The following is an 18,643-nucleotide window of genomic DNA, read 5'->3' as shown; positions in this document are numbered from 1 at the left end:
ACGCCCGGTTACATTCCGAACCCGGAAGCTAAGCCTTTCAGCGCCGATGGTACTGCAGGGGGGACCCTGTGGGAGAGTAGGACGCCGCCGAACAACCTTTCAAGGACCCCTGGTCCAGCGTTCACGCTGGACCAGGGGTCCTTTTGTTTTTCTCTGCTTTTTGTACGATGCGCGTCCGATCGCCGGCTGCGTGAGAATGACTGTGGTACCCGAAGACAGGAGCCGTGCCGATGTCCCCCAACTCTCCCGACGACCGTCCGGAGCGCGAATCACGTCGTAGGGACGGTGGTGGTGACCGGAGCGGTTCCCGTGGCGGTCGTGACGACCGTGGTGGTGGCCGGCCCGCCGGTAACGCCGACCGGGGCGGTGGTGTCGGTGACTACGTCGCCCGCAACGACAACCGCGGAAGCGCCCGTCCCTCCTCCGGCGGTGGTCGCCCTACCGGTGGCGGCAGGCCGAGCGGCGGTGGGTTCCGTGGGCGTGATGAGCGTCCGTCCTTCCGTCGTGATGAGCGGCCCGGTGGTCCGCGTCGGGACCGGGACGACGACCGCGGTGGCCGGCCCTCAAGTGGTGGGCGTCCCACCGGTGGTGGGCGCCCGAGCAGTGGTGGGCGCCCGAGCAGTGGTGGCGGTGGTGGGTTCCGTGGGCGTGATGAGCGTTCCGGCGGTCCGCGCCGTGACGACCGGCCGAGCGGTCCGCGCCGCAGCGACGACCGTGGTGGTCGCCCCACCGGCGGTGGACGTCCTGTGAGTGGTGGGCGACCGAGCACCGGGGGCGGGCCCCGCCGTGACGACCGGCGCGACGACCGCCGTGACGACAGGCGTGATGAGCGTCCGTCGTTCCGTCGTGATGAGCGGCCCGGTGGTCCGCGTCGGGACCGGGACGACGACCGTGGCGGCCGGCCCTCAAGTGGTGGGCGTCCCACCGGTGGTGGGCGCCCGAGCAGTGGTGGCGGTGGTGGGTTCCGTGGGCGTGATGAGCGTTCCGGCGGTCCGCGCCGTGACGACCGGCCGAGCGGTCCGCGCCGTAGCGACGACCGTGGTGGTCGCCCCACCGGCGGTGGACGTCCCTCCGGAGGCGGCGGTTACGGCCGTCGTGACGACCGGGAGCGCGGCGGATTCCGAGGGCGTGACGACCGTGAGCGCGGTGGGTTCCGTAGCCGTGATGACCGCGACGACCGTGGTGGGTTCGGGCGGCGCGACGACCGCGACCGTGACCGTGAGCCCATCAGGCGGCTGCCGATCCCCGAGGACGTCACCGGTGAGGAGATCGACCAGGCCGTCCGGCAGGAGCTGATGAGTCTGCCCAAGACGCTCGCCGAGGACGTCGCCAAGAACCTCGTCATGGTCGCCAACCTCATCGACGAGGACCCCGACCAGGCATACGCCTACTCGCGCGTGGCGCTGCGGCTCGCCTCCAGGGTCGCCGCCGTGCGGGAGGCGGCCGGCTTCGCCGCGTACGCGACGCAGAAGTACGGCGAGGCGCTCGCCGAGTTCAGGGCCGCCCGGCGTATGACGGGCAATGTCGACCTGTGGCCCGTGATGGCCGACTGCGAGCGCGGACTCGGGCGTCCCGAGCGGGCCATGACCATGGCCGGTGAGCCCGAGGTGCAGAAGCTCGACAAGGCGGGCCAGGTCGAGATGCGGCTGGTCGCCGCCGGTGCCCGCCGGGACATGGGGCAGATCGACGCCGCCATCGTGACCTTGCAGGGGCCGGAGCTGGGCTCCAACTCCGTGCAGCCGTGGACGGTGCGGCTGCGTTACGCCTACGCCGACGCACTGCTGTCGGCCGGTCGCGAGGACGAGGCGCGCGAGTGGTTCGCCAAGGCGCTTGAGGCCGACAAGGACGGCGCCACGGACGCGTCGGACCGTCTCGCGGCCCTGGACGGCGTGCAGTTCGTCGATGTGGACGAGGACGAGGATGGCGACGAAGCCGGCCAGGTCACGGACGGACAGCCGGAGCACGGGCCGGAGTCGGCGCCGGAGTCCGAGTCCGAGCCGGGTGACGACAGGTCCTGATCCGGCGACCGCACCTTGAGAGGGGCGAGGGCGGCATCCCCAACCGGGGGTGCCGCCCTCTTTCCGTTTCTCAGCCGTCCGCGAGGTTCCGCAGCACCAGGCCCGTGGCCGGTTTCGGGCCGAACGACGTCGACTTGCGCGGCATCGTGACCGCCTGGCGTGCCAGCTCCCGTACGACCTCTTCGCGTACCGGGTGCAGCAGGACCGCCGTGCCGCCGTGACGTTCCGCCTGTTCGACCACGGCCTCCGTGTCGTGGATGTACGAGATGTGTTCGGGCGAGTCCGGGATCTTCCAGATGTGGTCGAGCAGCGTGGAGTGGAGCACGGTCGCGTCGAGGGCGCGCCACTGCGCCGGGCGGTCGCCCGGCACCGTACGGGAGATGAGCGCCGGGTCGGGGCGGTCGATCAGATGGAAGCGGCCGTCGCCGGCGAGCAGGAACGCGTTGTTGGCACCGGCCGTTCCATCGGCTTCGCTGCCCGTGTCCGAGGTGTTCGAGGTGTCGGGGGTGCCCGTCGCGTTCGCCGCAGCGGCCAGTGCTTCGATCGCGTCCGGCAGCGTGCCGTCGAGTGTGCGGATCCGGAAGGAGCCCGGCACCGCCTCCAGCGCGGCCAGCGCGTCCGGGACCGGCAGTTCGTGCAGCAGCCGGTGGATCGCGCGGACCTGGAGCGGATGGCGCGCGGTGTCGACCAGCAGGACCAGGCCGTAGGCCCACGGTCCGGCGGTGGACGCCGGGTGTTCCTCGCGCAGCCGCAGATAGGTCGCCCACCGGTGGTGGCCGTCGGCGATGAGGGCCTGGCGGCCGGCGAGATCGTTCTCGATCTCGGCCAGTTCGGCGGGGTCGGTCACCGACCAGAGCCGGTGGCAGAAGCCGTCCTCCGTCGTGGTCGACAGCAGGGGCTCGCGCAGGGCGGTGCGTTCGACGACCGCCGTCGTGCCGGTCCCGGCGGTCGTGCCCGTCCCCGCAGGCGTGCCCGTTCCAACGGTCGTGCCGCGCCCGCCGGTTGTGACCTGCGCCCCGGCACCCGGGCCGTCCTCCCCGCGGTAGGTGAGAAGCAGCGGTTCCAGATTGGTCGCCGTCGCCCGCATCAGCGCCGCGCGGTCCTCCACGATGTCCGGCATCACGTCCTCGTGGGGCAGCACGACCCCTTCGTCGGGTGCGGACAGAGCCAGGGCTCCGATGACTCCGCGCTGGAGCAGGTCCCCGCGGCGCTGCTCGTAGACGTACAGCGCCGGTTCGGGGTCCGCTGCCAGGACGCCCTCCGCGAGCCAGCGGCGGAGCGTGCTCGCCGCCTGGCGGTGCCGGTCGGCGGCCGTCGCGGCCTGGGGCAGGATCAGCCGGACGATGTTGTGCGGGTCGGCCGACTCCAGGTGGTGCAGTCCGTCGGGCCGTACGACCACGTCGTAGGGCGGCGAGGTCACGGCGGCGAGGCTGCCGACCCGCTCGGGGACGTAGCGCAGTCCGCGGAACGGGATCAGGCGGAGACCCTTCGGAGCCGGCCCTGTGGTGTTCATCTCCGCATCGTATGCGGGCCGGGCCATGAGCGATGATCGGGGGAGGAGAGCCCGGCAGACGGGCGGACGAGGGAGCAAGAGACTGATGAGTCAGCGGAGCAGGACCAGGCCCGACGGCAGTGCGACGGCGCTCGACAAGGCGTACGACACGGCTCTGCTGGATCTCGACGGAGTGGTGTACGCGGGCGGCGAGGCCATCGGGCACGCCGTCGAATCGCTGGTCGCGGCGCGCGACGGCGGGATGCGTCTCGCGTATGTCACCAACAACGCGCTGCGGACGCCGGACGCCGTCGCCGCGCATCTGACGGAGCTGGGTGTGCCCGCAGAGCCGGCCGAGGTGATCACGTCGGCGCAGGCGGTGGCGCGGCTGATCGCCGAGCACGTGCCGGCCGGTGCGCGGGTCCTGGTGATCGGTGGTGAGGGGCTGCGGGTCGCCCTGCGGGAGCGCGGACTGGAGCCGGTGGATTCGGCCGACGACGACCCGGCGGCCGTGGCACAGGGCTACGGGGGGCCGGACCTGCCGTGGGGCCGGTTCGCCGAGGCCGGGTACGCGATCGCGCGGGGTGTGCCGTGGTTCGCGTCCAACACCGATCTGACGATCCCGAGCGCTCGCGGCATCGCGCCGGGCAACGGGGCGGCCGTCGAGGTCGTACGGATCGCCACGGGCGCCGATCCGAGGGTCGCGGGCAAGCCGCTGCCGCCGATGCACCGGGAGACGGTGCTGCGGACGGGGGCGAAGCGGCCGATCGTCGTGGGGGACCGGCTGGACACCGACATCGAGGGCGCGTTCAACGGTGACGTGGACTCGCTGCTGGTGCTGACCGGGGTGACCGACGGGGCGCAGTTGCTGGCGGCCGCGCCGAGGCACCGGCCGACGTATGTGGACGCGGATCTGCGGGGGTTGCTCACCGGGCAGCCCGAAGTCGACGTCAGGGACGGCGGGTTCGGGTGCGGGGGCTGGACCGCCTCGGTACGGGACGACGCGCTGGTCCTCGACGGGGACGGCGGCGCGCTCGACGGACTGCGGGCGCTGTGCGCCGCGGCCTGGACGCACGCGGGGGACGGCGCGTGCGCCCTGGACCCGGGCAAGGTGCTGGCGAGGCTGGGGCTCTGAGGCACGGGCGCCCGGACCGCCCGACGGGCGTGTCCGGCGCCCGGCGGCACGGGGGCGGGGGAGTGGGTCAGGCCCCCGCCCCCGTGGATCCGCCGGCGGGCGCTACGCGTCCTCGCCCGTGCGCAGCAGATCGTCCTCCGAGGTGCCGCGCCGCCAGTAGCCGCTGAACTTCACCGCCCGGCGGTCGATGCCGCGTTCGCCGACGAGGTGTCTGCGGACGGCTCTGACGTTCGCCGACTCGCCCGCGATCCAGGCGTACGGTGTGCCGTCCGGCAGGTCGTCGGCGGCGCGGATCGCGTCCGCCGTGGTGGGCGCCGACTCGTCCCGGACCAGCCAGGTGATGTGCGCGTCGGCCTCGGTGGGCAGTTCGCACCGGTCGGCGGCGTGGTGGAGGGAGATCCAGACCCGGGCGGGGATACCGGGCGGCAGGGACTCCAGGATGCCGGCGAGCGCCGGGAGCGCGGACTCGTCGCCGGTCAGCAGGATCCAGTTGGTGCCGTCCGGCGGCCGGAAGTCGTATCCGCCGTTCTCCTCGTGGAGCGGGGCGAGGATGCCGATCGGGTCGCCGGGCGTGGCCTTCAGCGCCCACCGGGTGGCCGGGCCCTCGCCGGACGCGGGCAGGAGATCGTGGATGGCGAAGTCGACGTCCAACTCCTCCGGTTCACGGCGCAGTTCGCGCACCGTGTAGGTGCGCATGACGCCGCGTACGTCCGGATCCATGGCGCGCCACGCGGGCCACCAGTGGCCGTCGTCCGGGCCCGGCATGACGGGGGCGTCCTGTCCCGGCCTCGGCAGGAACAGCTTCACGCGCTGGTCCCGCCCGGCCGACGAGAAGCGCGCGATGTCGTCGCCGCCCAGGGTGACGCGGACGAATGAGGGGGTGGGGCGCGTCGTGCGCAGTACGCGCAGGGTGAAGCACTGGAACGGGTCGTCGGACATCGGGTCGACCTCCTCGGCTTGGTGGCGGCCGACAGTGGTCGGCGCCGGGTGGGGGAGAGACCGGCCGGGACCGGAAGATGGCTGTTCACTGAGGTGTTTCCCGCATGGCTGCCCACGTGGGGATCAACTGTCAGGGTAGGCTAACCTAACCGAGTGTTGGTCGACAGTCCCCCCGAATCCGAACAGAGCGCGGAGCCGATACCGCCCACCGCGAGCCGCGGGCGCCGTACGCTGCGCGCCGCCGGGCTGCTGGTGTCCGTCGGTCTCCTGCTGCTCGTCTGCGCCGCCGGTATCGCCGTCGGCGCGAAGTCGATACCGCTCGGCGACGTGTGGCACGGCCTGTTCCACAACTCCGGCACCGGCAACGACGTGATCGTCGTCGACGTCCGGCTGCCCCGCACGGTGCTCGGGCTGCTCGTCGGCGCCGCGCTCGGGCTGGCCGGCGCCGTGATGCAGGCGCTGACGCGCAACCCCCTCGCCGAACCCGGACTGTTGGGCGTCAACGCCGGCGCCGCCGCCGCGGTGGTCTCGGCCATCAGCTTCTTCGGCGTCACCTCCCTCAGCGGATACGTGTGGTTCGCGTTCGCGGGCGCGGCGACCGTCTCCGTACTCGTGTACGCGCTCGGCGGCAGCCGCGGCGCGACCCCCGTACGGCTCGCGCTGGCCGGCACCGCGGCCACGGCGGCGCTCTACGGCTACGTCAACGCCGTACAACTGCTGGACTCGGCGGCCCTCGACCGGCTGCGCTTCTGGACCGTGGGATCCCTCGCGTCGGCAGACATGTCGACAGTCGGCAAGGTGTGGCCGTTCATCGCCGCCGGCATCGTCCTCGCGCTGCTGATCGCCAGGCCGCTGAACGCGCTGGAGATGGGCGACGACACCGCCAGGTCCCTCGGCGCCCGTCTGACCCGGACCCGGGTCCTCGCCATGCTCTGCGTGACACTGCTGTGCGGCGGGGCGACCGCGGCCTGCGGGCCGATCGTCTTCGTCGGGCTGATGGTGCCGCATCTCGTACGGGCCGTCACCGGGCCGGACATGCGGTGGATCCTGCCGTACGCCGCGGTACTCTCGCCCGTCCTGCTGCTGGGCGCCGACGTGATCGGCCGCGTCGTCGCGCGGCCGGCGGAGGTGCAGGTCGGTATCGTCACCGCGATCATCGGCGGGCCCGTCTTCATCCAGCTCGTACGGCGCAAGAGGATGGCCCAGCTGTGAAGGAAGACCCGACCACCACGCGCGTCACCGTCACCACCACCGCCCGGGCCACCGCCACCGCCGTGGGGAGGGGCGCCCGGGCGCGGCCGCGTCGCGCGATCCGTACGCCCGCCGGCCTCTCCGTCCGGTGGGACGTCCGGTCCGCCCTCGTCGTCCTGCTGCTCCTCCTCGGCGTGTGCGCGACGTCCGTCGTCCTCATCGGCCGGGGCGACTTCCCGATGGCGCCCGGCGACGTCGTCGCGACCCTGCTCGGAAACGGCACGACGGCGCAGGAGTTCATCGTCCGGGAGCTCCGGCTGCCGAGGGTCCTCGTGGGCCTGCTCGCCGGTGCCGCCCTCGGCGTCGGCGGCGCGGTCTTCCAGTCCATCTCCTGCAATCCGCTGGGCAGTCCGGACGTCATCGGCTTCGGCCAGGGAGCGACCGTCGGCGCGCTGAGCGCGATCGTCGTCTTCCAGGCGGGCTCGGCGGCCGTCGCGGGCGGCGCCGTCGTCGGCGGTCTGCTGACGGGCACGGGGATATACCTGCTGGCCTGGAAGCGCGGCGTGCACGGCTACCGGCTGGTCCTCATCGGCATCGGCGTCGCCGCCGTCCTCACGGCCGTCAACCACTACCTGATCACCAAGGCCAGCATCATCGACGCCACGCGCGCCGTGCTGTGGATGACGGGATCGCTCGACGGCCGGGACTGGGCGCAGGTCTGGCCGCTGCTCGCCGTCTGCGCCGTACTGATCCCCACGGCGCTCGTGTACGGGCGGCCGTTGCGCATGCTGGAGATGGGCGACGACGCGGCCTACGCGCTCGGTGTACGCGTCGAACACACCCGGCTCGTGCTGATGGGCGCCGCCGTGCTGCTCGTCTCCGCGGCCACCGCCGCCGCCGGGCCGATCACCTTCGTCGCCCTCAGCGCGCCCCAGCTGGCACGCCGGCTCACCCGCTCACCCGGCCCCAACGTCGGCCCGGCCGCGGCCATGGGAGCCCTGCTCCTGCTCATCGCCGACTGGACCGCGACATCGGCCTTCGGCGACCGCCAACTGCCCGCCGGTGTGGTCACCGGAATGCTCGGCGGCTGCTATCTGCTCTGGCTGCTGGTCACCGAACGCAAGGCGGGCCGCATATGAGCACCGACTCCCCGCTCCGGGAGACCGGCACCCCCGCCCCGCCCCCGGTCCCGGCCCCCGACTCCTCCCTCCGCACCCCCAGGAGCACGACCATGCAGCGCCTCACGGCGGAATCCGTGACCCTCGGCTACGACCAGCGGGTCATCGCCCGGGATCTCTCCGTCGAGATACCCGACCACTCGTTCACCGTGATCGTCGGCCCCAACGCCTGCGGGAAGTCGACCCTGTTGCGCGCGCTGTCCCGGATGCTCAAGCCGACCCTGGGGCGGGTCCTGCTCGACGGCGCCGCGATCCACTCCATGCCCGCCAAGAAGGTCGCCCGGACGCTGGGACTGCTGCCGCAGTCCTCCGTCGCGCCCGACGGCATCACGGTCGCCGACCTCGTCGCACGCGGCCGCTACCCGCACCAGGGGCTGCTGCGCCAGTGGTCCCGGGAGGACGAGCGGATTGTCGAGGAGTCGATGGCGGCGACCGGCGTCGGCGAGCTGGCCGATCGCCATGTCGACGAATTGTCGGGCGGGCAGCGCCAGCGGGTCTGGATCGCCATGGCGCTCGCCCAGCAGACACCGCTGCTGCTCCTGGACGAACCCACCACGTTCCTCGACATCCAGTACCAGATCGACGTCCTCGACCTCTGCGCCGATCTGCACGAGACCCAGGGCCGCACCCTCGTCGCCGTGCTGCACGACCTCAACCACGCCGCCCGCTACGCCACGCACCTCATCGCCATGCGCGAGGGCGAGATCCACGCCGAGGGTCCGCCGGCCGAGGTCGTCACGGCGGAGCTGGTCGAGCGCGTCTTCGGGCTGCGCTGCCAGGTCATCGACGACCCGGAGACCGGTACCCCGCTGGTCGTCCCGGCGGCGCGCAGGGCGCGGCACACGGTGCCCGTGGGACTGGCGGAGTGACCCGTACGTGCGCCCGGCCGCGCGCCCACGCCGCGCGCCGTCCGGACCGCGCGCCGTCCGGACCGCGCGTCCGCCGAGCCGCGGACATGCCGCCCGAGCGGTGGGCCGCGGCGGCCGAGCGGGGGCCGGTTCAGAGCAGCGAGCGCAGCCGCAGCAGATCGCGGAAGCCCGCTTCGAGCTTGACCCGCCCCGAACCCCACGCCTTGGCGAAGTGCAGCTCGCCGTCGACCATGGACACCAGATCGTCGCCCGTCATGGCCAGCCTGATCTGAGCCTTCTCACGCGGCGGGCCCTCGTGCGTGTCCAGCACCTCGATCCGGCCGTCGTCGAAGCGGCCGGTGAAGGTCGTGTCGAGGTCCGTTATGTGGCAGCTCAGCGAGCGGTCGAAACCGGCCGCCCCGCGGATCCCGTCGTCCGCCCGCGCCATGTTGTCCGAGAGCTTGTCGAGTGCGCTGCGGCACTCCTCCTTCGTCGCCATCGTGATCGACGGTACCCCAGGGCTTCGGGGTAGCGTCGGGGCATGAGCGACGAGACGGCGGGCCCGGCCGACCAGGAGCACGCCTCCCCTCCCCCCGAGCCCCCACCCCCGGCCCACGACCCCGCCGCCCCCGCGCCCCTCGGCATCGAACGCGTGCCCACCGGCGACCCCGGCGTGGACGAGAAACTGGCCAGACTCGGTGACGCCGACCACCTTCCCGCCGACGGTCACCTCGACGTGTACGAGGATGTGCACCGGGGCCTGCGCGACGCGCTCACCGCGCTCGACGTACGCCCCGGACCCGACCGGTCCGACCCCCGGCCCGGCCCGTCGCCGTACGACCACAGGAGCTGAACCGAACGTGGCAGGAGTGGCACGCCGCCGTCTCGACGCCGAGCTGGTACGCCGCAACCTCGCACGCTCACGCGAGCACGCGACCCAACTCATCGCCGCGGGACGGGTCACCGTCGGCGGCGCCACCGCGACCAAGCCGGCCACCCAGGTCGAGACCAGCGCCGCGGTCGTCGTCGCGGAGGACGGCGGCGACCCCGACTACGTCTCGCGCGGCGGCCACAAACTCGCGGGCGCGCTCGCCGCCTTCGTACCCCTGGGCCTGCGGGTGGCGGGGCGCAGGGCGCTGGACGCGGGCGCGTCGACCGGCGGCTTCACGGACGTACTGCTGCGGTCCGGCGCGCGGCAGGTCGTCGCCGTGGACGTCGGTTACGGACAACTGGCCTGGTCCCTCCGGAGCGATGAACGCGTCACCGTCAAGGACCGTACGAACGTACGTGAGTTGACGCCGGAGATCATCGAGGGGGAGCCGGTGGACCTGATCGTGGGTGACCTGTCGTTCATCCCCCTCGGCCTGGTGCTGCCGGCGCTCGTGCGGTGCGCGGCGCCCGACGCGGACCTGGTGCTCATGGTCAAGCCGCAGTTCGAGGTCGGCAGGGAACGCCTCGGCAGCGGCGGAGTCGTGCGCAGCCCGGAGCTGCGGGCCGACGCCGTACGGTCGGTGGCGCGCAAGGCGGCGGAGTTCGGTCTCGGGACACGCGGCGTGACCGCGAGCCCGCTGCCCGGACCCGCCGGGAACGTCGAGTACTTCCTGTGGCTCACCGCCGGGGCGCCCGATGTCGACCCGGCCGATGTCGACCGTGCTGTGGCGGAGGGACCCCGTTGACGACGAACTCGGAACAGGCGCCGGAGGCCGGCGCGGAGCACCGCACCGTCTTCCTGCTGGCCCACACCGGCAGACCCGCCGCGATCCGCAGCGCGGAACTGGTGGTGCAGGGGCTGCTGCGCAACGGCCTCGGTGTACGGGTGCTGGCCGCTGAGGCGGCGGATCTGCCGCTCCCGGCCGCCGTCGAGACCATCCCGGACGCCGCGTCCGGCGCGCTGAACGGCTGCGAGCTGCTCATCGTGCTCGGCGGCGACGGCACACTGCTGCGCGGAGCCGCGTTCGCCCGCGCGTCGGGTGTGCCGATGCTCGGCGTCAACCTGGGCCGGGTCGGCTTCCTCGCGGAGGCGGAGCGCGACGATCTGGACAAGGTCGTCGACCGGGTGGTGACCCGTGCGTACGAGGTCGAGGAACGGATGACCATCGACGTCCTCGTGCACAGCAACGGCACCGTCGTGCACCAGGACTGGGCGCTCAACGAGGCGGCCGTGCAGAAGGTGTCGCCCGAGCGGATGCTGGAGGTCGTCCTGGAGATCGACGGGCGGCCGGTGACCGGCTTCGGCTGCGACGGCATCGTGTGCGCCACTCCGACCGGGTCCACCGCGTACGCCTTCTCGGCGGGCGGCCCCGTGGTGTGGCCGGAGGTCGAGGCGCTGCTGATGGTGCCGATCAGCGCGCACGCGCTGTTCGCGAAGCCGCTGGTCACGTCGCCGAAGTCGGTGCTGGCGGTGGAGGTGCAGCCGCACACCCCGCACGGTGTCCTCTGGTGCGACGGCCGCAGGACGGTCGAGCTGCCGGCGGGCGCCCGGGTGGAGGTCAGGCGCGGTGCGGTGCCCGTACGGCTGGCACGCCTGCACCAGGCGTCCTTCACGGACCGGCTGGTCGCGAAGTTCGCCCTCCCGGTGGCGGGGTGGCGCGGGGCGCCGCACTAGGTGTATTGACCCGCAGGGGTGTTGACGCCTGTCTTCACAGGAGCGCCGTCCGCCCGCAGGGCGGGGCACCCCCGGCGGCCGGTGCGGTGCCTCGCGAGGCGGAGGACCGGTCTCGTACGGGGCGTACCCGGCCGACTCCGACTCCGACAACGCGGCGAGGTGCCGCGCCAGGCGCCGCGGGCCGGGCGGGACTGTGCAGACACGACCCAGGGGGTGTCCGCGGACCAGGTCCCTCGGTGATCTTTTCCGGGCGGCCCCGATACACCCCGCGGGGGTCCCGGAGCGAATCGGAGTGCGGGGGGCCGTCGCACATCGGGTCCCGGACCTCGTAAGGTCGTGTCCGTGTTGGAGGAGATGCGGATACGGTCGCTCGGGGTCATCGACGACGCGGTGGTCGAGCTGTCACCGGGCTTCACCGCGGTGACCGGCGAGACAGGCGCGGGCAAGACCATGGTCGTCACCAGCCTGGGGCTGCTGCTCGGCGGTCGCGCCGACGCCGCCCTGGTGCGGATCGGTGCCAAGGCCGCGGTGGTGGAGGGGCGGCTCACCATGTCCGCCGACGCCCCGGCGGCCCTGCGCGCCGAGGAGGCGGGTGCGGAGCTCGACGACGGCGCGCTGCTGGTCAGCAGGACCGTCTCGGCCGAGGGGCGCTCGCGCGCCCACATCGGCGGGCGTTCCGTGCCCGTGGGGGTGCTGGCCGAGCTGGCGGACGACCTCGTCGCCGTACACGGCCAGACCGACCAGCAGGGTCTGCTGCGGCCCGCCCGGCAGCGCCAGGCGCTCGACCGGTACGCGGGGGACGCGGTCGCCGCGCCGCTCGCCAAGTACACGGACGCCTACCGCCGGCTGAGAGCCGTCGCCTCCGAACTGGCCGAACTGACCACCCGCGCCCGTGAGCGCGCGCAAGAGGCCGATCTGCTGCGTTTCGGCCTCAACGAGATCGCCGGCGTCGAGCCCTTCCCCGGGGAGGACACCGAGCTGTCCGCCGAGGCCGAACGGCTCGGCCACGCGGAGGCGTTGGCGTCCGCGGCGTCCGTCGCGCACGCGGCCCTCGTCGGCCGCCCGGAGGACCCCGTGGAGGGCGGCGACGCGACGACGCTGGTCGGCGGCGCGGGACGGGCCCTGGAGGCCGTACGGTCCCACGACCCCGCCCTGGGCGCGCTCGCCGATCGGATGGGTGAGATCGCGATCCTGCTGGCGGACGTGGCCGGTGAACTCGCCGGTTACGCGGACAATCTGGACTCCGACCCGCTGCGGCTCGCGGTGGTCGAGGAGCGGCGGGCCGCGCTCACCGGGCTGACGCGCAAGTACGGCGAGGACATCGCCGGCGTGCTGGCCTGGGCCGAGGAGAACGCGGCGCGGCTGACCGAACTCGAAGGCGACGACGACCGGATCGGCGAGCTGACCGCCGAACACGCCACCCTGTTGGGTGAACTGTCGGGTCTGGCGCAGGCGTTGACCGACGCCCGTACGGAGGCGGCGGCACGCTTCGCGGAGGCCGTCACCGCCGAACTCGCCTCCCTCGCCATGCCGCACGCGCGTGTCACGTTCGCCGTGAGCCAGGCCGAGGCCCCGGACGGCGTCGAGGTGGACGGCCGTCCCGTGGCGTACGGTCCGTCCGGCGCCGACGAGATCGAACTGCTGCTGGCCCCGCACCCCGGCGCGCAGCCGCGGCCGATCGCCAAGGGCGCCTCCGGCGGTGAACTCTCGCGCGTGATGCTCGCGGTCGAGGTGGTCTTCGCCGGGTCCGATCCGGTGCCGACGTATCTCTTCGACGAGGTCGACGCGGGCGTCGGCGGCAAGGCCGCGGTCGAGGTCGGCCGGCGGCTCGCGAAGCTCGCCCGATCCGCGCAGGTCGTGGTCGTGACGCATCTGCCGCAGGTCGCGGCCTTCGCGGACCGGCAGCTGCTGGTGGAGAAGAGACACGACGGCTCGGTGACCCGGTCCGGGGTCACGGTCCTCGAAGGCGAGGACCGGGTACGGGAGTTGTCCCGGATGCTGGCGGGCCAGGAGGACTCCGAGACGGCCCGTGCCCACGCCGAGGAACTGCTGGCGGCGGCCCGCGCGGACGCGTAGGCGGCTGCCGTCGGCCGGGCCGGGGCGTCGCACGAGGGACCCTCTCGCGGCGGTACCGTACATGGTGCGCCGTGAGGGATCACTCGTGTGGGTGATGTTGAGGCGGGGAGTCGCACGATCGACACACCCGCGACGCACCCTCGGTGCCGGAAGGTCCGTACCGGCTGGCATCCTTGGCGCAGCACACCCCACCTGAACAGGAGCCTTGGCCACGTGACACAGCTGCGTACGGTCCAAGTGCTCGGCGGTGGCAGCGCGACAAGCAGCGCGCACGTCCGGTCGCTGGCGGCGGGGCTCGTCGCCCGGGGTGTGCGGGTCAGTGTCTGCGCGCCGGACTCGCTGGAGCGGATCTACGACTTCCGGGGCTGCGGCGCCGACCATGTGCCGGTGGCCCGGCGCGGCGATCCGATGTCCCTCGGGGCGCTGCGTGCCGCCTGTGCCACCGCCGACGTGGTGCACGCGCACGGGCTGCACGCCGCCGTGCGCTCGGCCGTCGCCCTCGGCGGGCGGCGGGTGCCGCTCGTCGTCACCTGGCACACCCGGGTGGACGCGGACGGGCCCCGGGGTCAGCTGCTGCGTCTGCTGGAGCGAAGGGCCGTCAGGGCGGCGGCCGTTGTGCTGGGCGCCTCGTCCGAACTGGTCGACCGGGCCCGCAGGCGCGGGGCCCGCGACGCCCGGCTCGCACCGGTCGCGGTGCCGGCCGCGCGACGGGTCCCGCCGCCCGGGGACGACGCCGAGGACGAGAGCCGCGGCAAGGCGCGCGCCGAACTGGGCGCCACGGGGCGCCCGTTACTGATGGCCGTCGGCAGCCTCGTGCCGGACCGCGGGTACGGCACACTGCTGGACGCCGCGAGGTCGTGGCGGGCCCTCGACCCCGCACCGCTCCTGGTCATCGCGGGCGAGGGCCGTGAACGGGGCGCGCTCCAGGGGCGGATCGACGAAGAAGACCTGCCGGTCAGTCTCGTCGGGCGCCGTGACGACGTGACCGAACTCCTCGCCGCCGCGGACGTCGCGCTGCTGCCCAGCCGCTGGGAGGCCAGGTCGCCGCTGGCCCAGGAGGCGCTGCGGCTCGGAGTCCCCCTGGTCGCGACGGCGGTCGGCGCCGTCCCCGAACTGGTGGGCGAAGCGGCGGAGTTGATCCCTTACGGTGACGCCACCGCACTCGCGGAGACGGTGACCCGGCTGCTGGACGACCCCGACCGCCGGGCGGAACTCGCGTCGGCGGGGCGGGCGCGGGCGGCGACGTGGCCGACGGAGGACGACACGATCGCGCACGTCCTGAGCGTCTACGACGAACTGACCCAGCCGCCGCCCCGCTGAGGCGCCGGGCCCGGGGCGGGCCGGCGGGCGCCATTTGCCGGGTGCCGGGTGTCAGCGGGTGTGGCGGCGGGCGCGGAGGGCCAGGCTCAGGGCCAGCACCGTCTGGGGGTCGTCAAGGTCCGTGCCCAGCAACTCGGAGATACGGGCCAGCCGGTTGTAGAGCGTCTGCCTGTTGAGATGCAGTTCGCGCGCCGTCTCCGCCTTGCGGCCCGCGTGGTCCAGGTACGTCGTCAGCGTCGGCAGCAGCGGAGCACGCGACGCGCGGTCGTGGACGAGCAGCGGGCCGATCGCGCGGTCCACGAACGCCGACAGGTCGGGGTGGTCCCGCAGCCGCCACAGCAGCAGGTCGGTGTCCAGACGCCGGGCGTCGTGCCACGGCCGCTCCGGCAGGCCCCGCGCCGCCGCCGCGGTCTCCGAGGCGTGCCGCAGGCCCGCGCTCGCCGCCGCCCAGCCGCCCGGGACCCCGACGACCACCACGGGCCGCGGACCGCCGGGACGTTCGAGGCCCGACCGTTCCACACCCGTCCGCAGCGCCGCCGCGACCCGGTCGGCCACCGCCGTGCGTTCGGACTCGGCGCGCAGCGCGAGCAGCAGCGGGATCCGGCCCTCCACGGGACGTACGCCGAGGAGCACCGGCACGCCCACGGACGACAGCTCCTCCAGCACGGCCCTGGCCAGCGGCGCCCAGTTGCCCGGCGGGGCCGGCTCGGGCCCCAGCCGCATCACCACCGGAAGCAGCGGTCCCTCGCCCGGTTTGAAGCCCAGCACCGCGGCCTGCGCGGGCGCGTCGTCCGCCGGGATCCTGCCCTCGGCGAGATCGGTGAGGAAGTCGCCCCGGCCGCGCGCCGCGAGTTCGTCCTCCTGCCGGGCCTGCATCAGGACGACCGCGAGGATGCCCGCCGCCCGCTCGGCCGCCATCCGGTGCACCGGGAGCAGCGGGGCCGCCACCGGAGGCAGTACGAGCCGGGCCCGTACCGAACCCGCACCGTGCCCGCCCCCGGGTACGTCCACCAGCACCGTGCCCGCCGGCGGACCCGCCTCACGGTCCGCCCGCTGCGCGCGCAGCCCCTCCCAGACCTGGAGCGGTTCCGCGCTCGCCGGCGGCCCCGACGCACCCGCCGCCGCGTACAGGAGCTGTCCGTCGGCGGTCTCCAGGAAGACCGGATTGCCGGCGAAGTCGGCGAGGATGCGCAGCACTTGGGGAACGCCGCCACCGTTGAGCAGAGCGTCCGTGCACCGCAGATGGACCTCCTCCGCCTGCCGGAGCAGCGCGTAGTGCCCGTTGACGATCTCGGTGTGGATCTCCTCCGTCACCGAGACGAACGGCACCTCGCGGTGGAGCTGGACCAGCGGCAGCCCGGTCGCCCGCGCCGTCTCGACGACGGCGGCGGGCAGCCGCGCGAATCGCGGCCCCAGCTCCACCACCAGCGCCGCGATCCCGCGGTCGGCGAGCCTGCGCACGAAGGCGCGCTGTTCGGCGGGGCGGGTGCCGAGGCCGATGCCGGTGGTGAGCAGCAGCTCGCCGCCCTTGAGGAGGGAGGCGATGTTCGGCACCTCGCCCGCGTGCACCCAGCGCACGGTGCGGTGCAGCCGGTCGGCCCCGGCGACGACCTCCGGGAGCCCGCCACGGAGCCCCGGCAGGTCCAGGGCCCGCCGCACGGTGATTCCGGCCTGATCGTCCATGGGGCCGGACGCTACCCGGCCCACGCGCCCGTGTCCCTCCGGGCCCTCAGCCGCCGTACGCGCCCGAGGCCGTCAGGCGCAGCGCCGTGTCGATCAGCGGCACATGGCTGAACGCCTGCGGGAAGTTGCCGACCTGCCGCTGGAGCCGCGGGTCCCACTCCTCGGCCAGCAGCCCCAGGTCGTTGCGGAGCGCCAGCAGCTTCTCGAAGAGCTTCCGGGCCTCGTCGACCCGTCCGATCATCGCGAGGTCGTCCGCCAGCCAGAACGAGCAGGCCAGGAAGGCGCCCTCGTCGCCCTCCAGCCCGTCCACACCGGCGTCGTCGCCCGATGTCGGGTAGCGCAGGACGAAGCCGTCCTCCGTGGACAGCTCGCGCTGGATCGCCTCGATCGTGCCGATGACGCGCTTGTCGTCCGGCGGCAGGAAGCCCATCTGCGGGATCAGCAGGAGCGACGCGTCCAGCTCCTTGGAGCCGTACGACTGCGTGAAGGTGTTGCGCTCCTTGTCGTAACCCTTCTCGCAGACGTCGTGGTGGATGTCGTCGCGCAGTTCGCGCCAGCGCTCCAGCGGTCCGTCCGCGTCGCCCGACTCGATCAGCTTGATCGTCCGGTCGACGGCGACCCACGCCATCACCTTCGAGTGCACGAAGTGGCGGCGCGGTCCGCGCACCTCCCAGATGCCCTCGTCCGGCTGGTCCCAGTGGCGTTCCAGATACTCGATCAGCTTCAGCTGGAGCAGCGAGGCGTAGTCGTTGCGCGCCAGACCCGTCATGTGCGCCAGGTGCAGCGCCTCGGTGACCTCGCCGTACACGTCGAGCTGGAGCTGGTGCGCCGCGCCGTTGCCGACCCGGACCGGGCCCGACCCCTCGTACCCCGGCAGCCAGTCCAGCTCCGCCTCGCCCAGCTCACGCTCGCCCGCGATCCCGTACATGATCTGGAGGTTCTCGGGGTCGCCCGCGACGGCCCGCAGCAGCCACTCGCGCCAGGCGCGGGCCTCCTCGCGGTAGCCGGTGCGCAGCAGGGAGGAGAGGGTGATGGCGGCGTCGCGCAGCCAGGTGTAGCGGTAGTCCCAGTTGCGTGAGCCGCCGATGTCCTCGGGCAGCGATGTCGTCGGCGCGGCGACGATGCCGCCGGTCGGCGCGTACGTCAGGGCCTTGAGGGTGATCAGCGAGCGGACGACCGCCTCGCGGTAGGGGCCGTGGTACGTACAGTGCTCGACCCACTCGCGCCAGAAGTCCGACGTCGCCTCCAGCGATCCCTCGGGGTCCGGCAGCGCGGGCGGCTGCCGGTGCGAGGGCTGCCAGCTGATGGTGAAGGCGACGCGGTCGCCGGGCGCCACGGTGAAGTCGGAGTACGTCGTCAGGTTCTTGCCGTACGTGTCCGCCTCGGTGTCGAGCCAGATCGAGTCCGGCCCGGCGACGGCGACGGTGCGGTTGTCGACCTGGTGCACCCAGGGCACCACCCGGCCGTAGCTGAAACGCATCCGCAGCGCGGAGCGCATGGGCACCCGGCCGCTGACCCCCTCCACGATCCGGATCAACTGCGGCGCGCCGTCACGCGGGGGCATGAAATCGGTCACTCTGACCGTGCCGCGCGGCGTGTCCCACTCCGATTCCAGGATCAGGGAGTCGCCCACGTAGCGGCGCCGGTCGGCCCGCGGGGGCTCGGCTCCCGCGGGCGAGGCCGGTCCGAGCCGCCAGAAACCGTGTTCGTCGGTTCCCAGCAGCGCCGCGAACACGGCGTGCGAATCGAAGCGGGGCAGGCACAGCCAGTCGACTGTGCCGTCCCGGCAGACCAGGGCGGCGGTCTGCATGTCTCCGATGAGTGCGTAATCCTCGATGCGCCCGGCCACGTGCATCTCCAGTCGAACGGCCACGTTCGCCCCCCAGGGGGCGCTTACTGCGGTCAAGGGTCGTTGACGAGCTCTTTTTCCGGGAACACGGGCGGGGGTGGTGCCGTTTGCCGGCCGGACTCGGCAGCGAATGTCCGAGCAGGATACGACGCACATCGGGGATCCGCGCAGGTGTCCCGGCAACACGGGTGAGCCGAACGAGTGGCCCAGGGGTGACGGAGTCCCGGCCACCGCACCTTCGATGACGTGCGGTGACGGCGTGACGACTGAGCGCCGACGGATCCGTGTGTACGGAGTGATCAAACGGTG

General features: G+C 73.3%; 16 protein-coding genes and 1 rRNA gene. 12 read left to right on the top strand and 5 right to left on the bottom strand.

The genetic code is table 11. The features are described 5' to 3' along the window. From rrf to ACZ61E_RS25305, 3 genes are all read left to right on the top strand, one after another. A 5S ribosomal RNA gene (gene rrf / locus ACZ61E_RS25315) occupies positions 1-93 on the top strand; the annotation flags it as partial. 390 nt (positions 94-483) lie between these two features. After that, positions 484-750, top strand: a complete 267-nt coding sequence (locus ACZ61E_RS25310) for a hypothetical protein (RefSeq protein ID WP_469702145.1) — start codon at positions 484-486, stop codon at positions 748-750. A gap of 545 nt (positions 751-1,295) precedes the next feature. Continuing rightward, positions 1,296-2,018: a tetratricopeptide repeat protein gene (locus ACZ61E_RS25305; protein WP_469702144.1), complete on the top strand. Its 723-nt coding sequence runs from the start codon at positions 1,296-1,298 to the stop codon at positions 2,016-2,018. Positions 2,019-2,088: 70 nt separating this feature from the next. Here the strand turns inward: ACZ61E_RS25305 and ACZ61E_RS25300 are convergent, their stop codons facing one another. Next, a complete protein-coding gene (locus ACZ61E_RS25300) occupies positions 2,089-3,531 on the bottom strand; it encodes a DUF1015 family protein (protein ID WP_469702143.1) in 1,443 nt (480 codons plus the stop codon). An 85-nt stretch (positions 3,532-3,616) separates the two neighbouring features. Between ACZ61E_RS25300 and ACZ61E_RS25295 the strand changes: the two genes are divergently transcribed. Beyond that, positions 3,617-4,645 carry an HAD hydrolase-like protein gene (locus ACZ61E_RS25295; protein WP_469702142.1) on the top strand — a complete coding sequence of 343 codons (1,029 nt, stop codon included), beginning with the start codon at positions 3,617-3,619 and terminating at the stop codon, positions 4,643-4,645. A 102-nt stretch (positions 4,646-4,747) separates the two neighbouring features. On the opposite strand, the gene ACZ61E_RS25290 is transcribed toward ACZ61E_RS25295, so the two are convergent. Further along, the gene (locus ACZ61E_RS25290) at positions 4,748-5,584 is read right to left on the bottom strand and encodes a siderophore-interacting protein (RefSeq protein WP_469702141.1); all 837 of its coding nucleotides are present in this window, start codon (positions 5,582-5,584) and stop codon (positions 4,748-4,750) included. Between the two features lie 198 nt (positions 5,585-5,782). On the opposite strand from ACZ61E_RS25290, the gene ACZ61E_RS25285 reads away from it, so the two are divergent. The 3 genes from ACZ61E_RS25285 to ACZ61E_RS25275 all read left to right on the top strand — a co-directional run bounded on the left by ACZ61E_RS25285 (position 5,783) and on the right by ACZ61E_RS25275 (position 8,822). Then, a complete protein-coding gene (locus tag ACZ61E_RS25285) occupies positions 5,783-6,796 on the top strand; it encodes a FecCD family ABC transporter permease (RefSeq protein WP_469702154.1) in 1,014 nt (337 codons plus the stop codon). A gap of 62 nt (positions 6,797-6,858) precedes the next feature. Beyond that, positions 6,859-7,914, top strand: a complete 1,056-nt coding sequence (locus tag ACZ61E_RS25280; RefSeq protein ID WP_469702153.1) for a FecCD family ABC transporter permease — start codon at positions 6,859-6,861, stop codon at positions 7,912-7,914. A gap of 92 nt (positions 7,915-8,006) precedes the next feature. Continuing rightward, on the top strand, positions 8,007-8,822 hold the full coding sequence (locus ACZ61E_RS25275; RefSeq protein ID WP_469702152.1) for an ABC transporter ATP-binding protein: 816 nt from the start codon (positions 8,007-8,009) through the stop codon (positions 8,820-8,822). 130 nt (positions 8,823-8,952) lie between these two features. Here ACZ61E_RS25275 and ACZ61E_RS25270 read toward each other — a convergent pair whose 3' ends face one another. After that, entirely contained in the window at positions 8,953-9,300 is a 348-nt protein-coding gene (locus ACZ61E_RS25270; protein ID WP_078078033.1) for an SCP2 sterol-binding domain-containing protein, read from the bottom strand. Between the two features lie 42 nt (positions 9,301-9,342). On the opposite strand from ACZ61E_RS25270, the gene ACZ61E_RS25265 reads away from it, so the two are divergent. The 5 genes from ACZ61E_RS25265 (at position 9,343) to ACZ61E_RS25245 (ending at position 14,802) form a co-directional block, all read left to right on the top strand. Beyond that, positions 9,343-9,654 (top strand): hypothetical protein, encoded by a 312-nt coding sequence (locus ACZ61E_RS25265; protein ID WP_469702140.1) that lies wholly within the window; start codon positions 9,343-9,345, stop codon positions 9,652-9,654. Positions 9,655-9,661: 7 nt separating this feature from the next. Then, positions 9,662-10,477, top strand: a complete 816-nt coding sequence (locus ACZ61E_RS25260) for a TlyA family RNA methyltransferase (RefSeq protein ID WP_469702139.1) — start codon at positions 9,662-9,664, stop codon at positions 10,475-10,477. Next, positions 10,474-11,406, top strand: coding sequence for an NAD kinase (locus ACZ61E_RS25255; protein ID WP_469702138.1), 933 nt, complete (start codon positions 10,474-10,476; stop codon positions 11,404-11,406). Before ACZ61E_RS25260 ends, ACZ61E_RS25255 begins: the two co-directional genes overlap by 4 nt. 354 nt (positions 11,407-11,760) lie before the next feature. Next, positions 11,761-13,482, top strand: a complete 1,722-nt coding sequence (recN, locus tag ACZ61E_RS25250) for a DNA repair protein RecN (protein WP_469702151.1) — start codon at positions 11,761-11,763, stop codon at positions 13,480-13,482. Positions 13,483-13,695: 213 nt separating this feature from the next. Then, a complete protein-coding gene (locus tag ACZ61E_RS25245) occupies positions 13,696-14,802 on the top strand; it encodes a glycosyltransferase family 4 protein (protein WP_469702137.1) in 1,107 nt (368 codons plus the stop codon). Between the two features lie 51 nt (positions 14,803-14,853). Here the strand turns inward: ACZ61E_RS25245 and ACZ61E_RS25240 are convergent, their stop codons facing one another. Then, complete coding sequence (locus ACZ61E_RS25240) at positions 14,854-16,485, bottom strand: PucR family transcriptional regulator (RefSeq protein WP_469702136.1); 1,632 nt, start codon at positions 16,483-16,485, stop codon at positions 14,854-14,856. A 46-nt stretch (positions 16,486-16,531) separates the two neighbouring features. Beyond that, on the bottom strand, positions 16,532-18,334 hold the full coding sequence (locus tag ACZ61E_RS25235) for a glycoside hydrolase family 15 protein (RefSeq protein ID WP_469702150.1): 1,803 nt from the start codon (positions 18,332-18,334) through the stop codon (positions 16,532-16,534). Positions 18,335-18,643 lie beyond the last annotated feature (309 nt).

This window comes from Streptomyces sp. NPDC104581 (genome assembly GCF_055583685.1).
Note: the sequence above shows the minus strand (reverse complement) of the source record. Positions and strands in the feature narration are given on the sequence as shown.